Source organism: Nodosilinea sp. LEGE 07298 (genome assembly GCF_015207265.1).
Taxonomy (GTDB): domain Bacteria; phylum Cyanobacteriota; class Cyanobacteriia; order Phormidesmidales; family Phormidesmidaceae; genus Nodosilinea.
In genome coordinates, this window is sequence record NZ_JADEXE010000523.1 from 1 (window position 1) to 2337 (window position 2337).

Annotated in this window: 3 protein-coding genes and 1 pseudogene; 2 read left to right on the forward strand and 2 right to left on the reverse strand. The window is 58.2% G+C overall.

All coding sequences use genetic code 11. The features are described 5' to 3' along the window. Positions 1–318: DUF3181 family protein (locus tag IQ273_RS32610; protein WP_313898334.1), on the forward strand; the 318-nt coding region annotated here is incomplete at its 5' end. A gap of 6 nt (positions 319–324) precedes the next feature. Here the strand turns inward: IQ273_RS32610 and IQ273_RS32615 are convergent. Beyond that, a complete protein-coding gene (locus IQ273_RS32615) occupies positions 325–1293 on the reverse strand; it encodes a hypothetical protein (RefSeq protein ID WP_194027227.1) in 969 nt (322 codons plus the stop codon). Between the two features lie 166 nt (positions 1294–1459). Here IQ273_RS32615 and IQ273_RS32620 point away from each other — a divergent pair, with 166 nt between their 5' ends. After that, positions 1460–2158, forward strand: coding sequence for a response regulator transcription factor (locus IQ273_RS32620; RefSeq protein WP_194027228.1), 699 nt, complete (start codon positions 1460–1462; stop codon positions 2156–2158). A 75-nt stretch (positions 2159–2233) separates the two neighbouring features. On the opposite strand, the pseudogene IQ273_RS36245 reads toward IQ273_RS32620, so the two are convergent. Next, a pseudogene (locus IQ273_RS36245) lies at positions 2234–2337 on the reverse strand (DDE transposase); the annotation flags it as partial.

The following is a 2337-nucleotide window of genomic DNA, read 5'->3' on the forward strand; positions in this document are numbered from 1 at the left end:
GTCTTAATTATGTCTGACGCCTCTACCGCCCGCGCCATTGAATCCCTAGCCGCAGCCATTGGCGACAAAGTGTACCTCGATGTTGCCAAGTGGCACCTGTACCTGGGCGATGCCAAGCTGCACACCCCCCTGGCCGAAAAGCTCTACCCCCTGGTGGTAGGGGATGAGGTGACTGAAGCTGCCGTGGCCGACATTTTGACTAGCACCCCGATTGCGATTGGCGGTGGGCAAAAAACGGTGACGATGGCCGACCTGATTCCAGCCGCTAGCAAGGCCGATTTACTGGAGGCGATCGCCGACTACCAGCGAGATATGTAACGAGCCCTAGCGATTTGGGGGGCGATAGGGAGGGCGCTCTGGGGATTGTTCTGGCGGCAGATCGTCCTCAGGCCAGAGTTCCATTGCGTTAACGTCGATAGTTGGCATAGTGTCATCGCGCAGATTTGGCCCCGAAGGCAGCCCAGCAGTGGCATCGGTAACGGCCTCGCGCAGCTGATTGCGCAGGTGGCGCGTGCGCTTTTTGACGTTACCTAACAGGCCTCCTAACTTGTCTTGAGCCTCAGACTGAAGCTTTTGGCGGCGATCTTGGGCTTCGGCCCCCAGCTTTTGGCGCTGGTCTTGGAGGCGATCGTTAACCTGCTGCTGGGCCTGGCGAGTTGTCTTAACGGCGGCCTCCCAGCCCTGGCGAGGGTCGGGCATTCGATCCATAGGAATGCGGTCGAGCGGAATGCGGTCGAAGGGCGATCGCGGTGGGGCTGGCTCTGGCGGCTGCGGCATGCCCGCCTGAATCAGGGGAGCCATTCGCAGGGCTGCATCTTCAGCCATCATGCGATGACGGCCTGTGCTAATGACGGCTACCGGGTCGAGGGCATAAAGGCCGGGGGCCAGGCCGCTGGTTTCCTCAGGTATAAACAGATATTGCAGAATATTGCCGGTAGCCGGGTCGAAGCGGTAATCGGCAAGCTGGCCGGTGCGATCGCCGTGGTCTGACCACAGCTCGACTACGCCCAGGGGCAAGCAGTCTTGCAGGTGCTCATCAATGGCCTCGACCCGTGCCCCCGCCTTAACCACCACGCCATCGCGCCCAATCGAGCCAATCTGAGACCACAAAAATCGGTGGCTCTGGCGCTGTAGCAGCCCACCGGCGCTACAGCCAATGCCCTGCACCTGATGGGTGCGGCTATTGACCCAAACTTCGGCAATGGAGCCAAACTCTTCGGCGGTGTCTAGGTTAATGGCCAGACGGTGGAGCAACTCGCTCTTCAGCATGCCTTGCGGAAATGACCCGTCCATAGTCAATACTCCTGCGATCGCTAGCCCAGGCCGCCCTCGGCCTGGATGAGGTCTTGTAATCAATGGTAGTCGATCTACCTTCTAGGCTACCTTCTGGGGCTGAACCGCTTCTGGCTTCTCAATTACGAGTTAAAGTGAGCATTGATAGGTCATCTGGGACAGTGTTATGTCTGATCAAGCCGGAAATATTCTATTGGTAGACGACGAGCCCGGTCTACGGGAGGCGGTGCAAGCCTACCTAGAAGACAGCGGCTTTACGGTGCGCGCTGCCAGCAACGCCAAAGAAGGCTGGGATTTGCTCCAGCAGGAAACCCCTGACGTGCTGATCTCTGACATCATGATGCCCCAGGTAGACGGCTATGCCTTTTTGGCTCAGGTGCGCGACGATGTTCGCTTTAAGGGGCTGCCGGTGCTGTTTTTGACGGCGCGGGGTATGACCAGCGATCGCATTCAGGGCTACAACTCGGGCTGCGATGCCTACCTCTCGAAGCCCTTTGACCCCGAAGAGCTGGTCGCCGTGGTCAGCAACCTGATCGGTCGCCGCGCGGCTCAAACGGTAGACTCGGGTGACCTGCCCGATATCGCAGTGATGGCCCGCCAGATCGAAGAAATCAAAGCCATGCTGAGCCAGAAGGGCGGTATCGCTAAGGTGGCCTCCGACATTCGTATCGACCTCACCCCCCGCGAGCAGAGCGTGCTCGATTTGGTCGCCGAAGGGCTAATGAATAAAGAAATTGCCAGCCGCCTGGATACCAGCGTGCGCAACGTCGAAAAGTACGTCAGCCGCTTGTTTAGCAAAACCGGCACCAATAGCCGCACTGAGCTGGTGCGCTTTGCCCTGGAGCACGGCATGGTAACGACTTAAGGAGTAGGCCAGTGATACGCTCGCCGAGCTAATCATCAATAGTTATTCAGATGGCTCAATACGGATTTTGGGGAGCTAGTTCAACAAGGTCTCCAATAGGTTGCCCAGCAGTGCCTTTCCTCGCTTACGGGCATTGTGTACGAACTCAAAGAACCCCAGATAAAGCGGCAGTTTCTCCT

What these genes read in the sequence shown, in the direction of transcription:
- IQ273_RS32620 (WP_194027228.1), top strand. Translation starts at nt 1,460, where the DNA reads ATGTCTGATCAAGCCGGAAATATTCTATTGGTAGACGACGAGCCCGGT.
- IQ273_RS32615 (WP_194027227.1), bottom strand. Translation starts at nt 1,293, where the DNA reads ATGGACGGGTCATTTCCGCAAGGCATGCTGAAGAGCGAGTTGCTCCAC.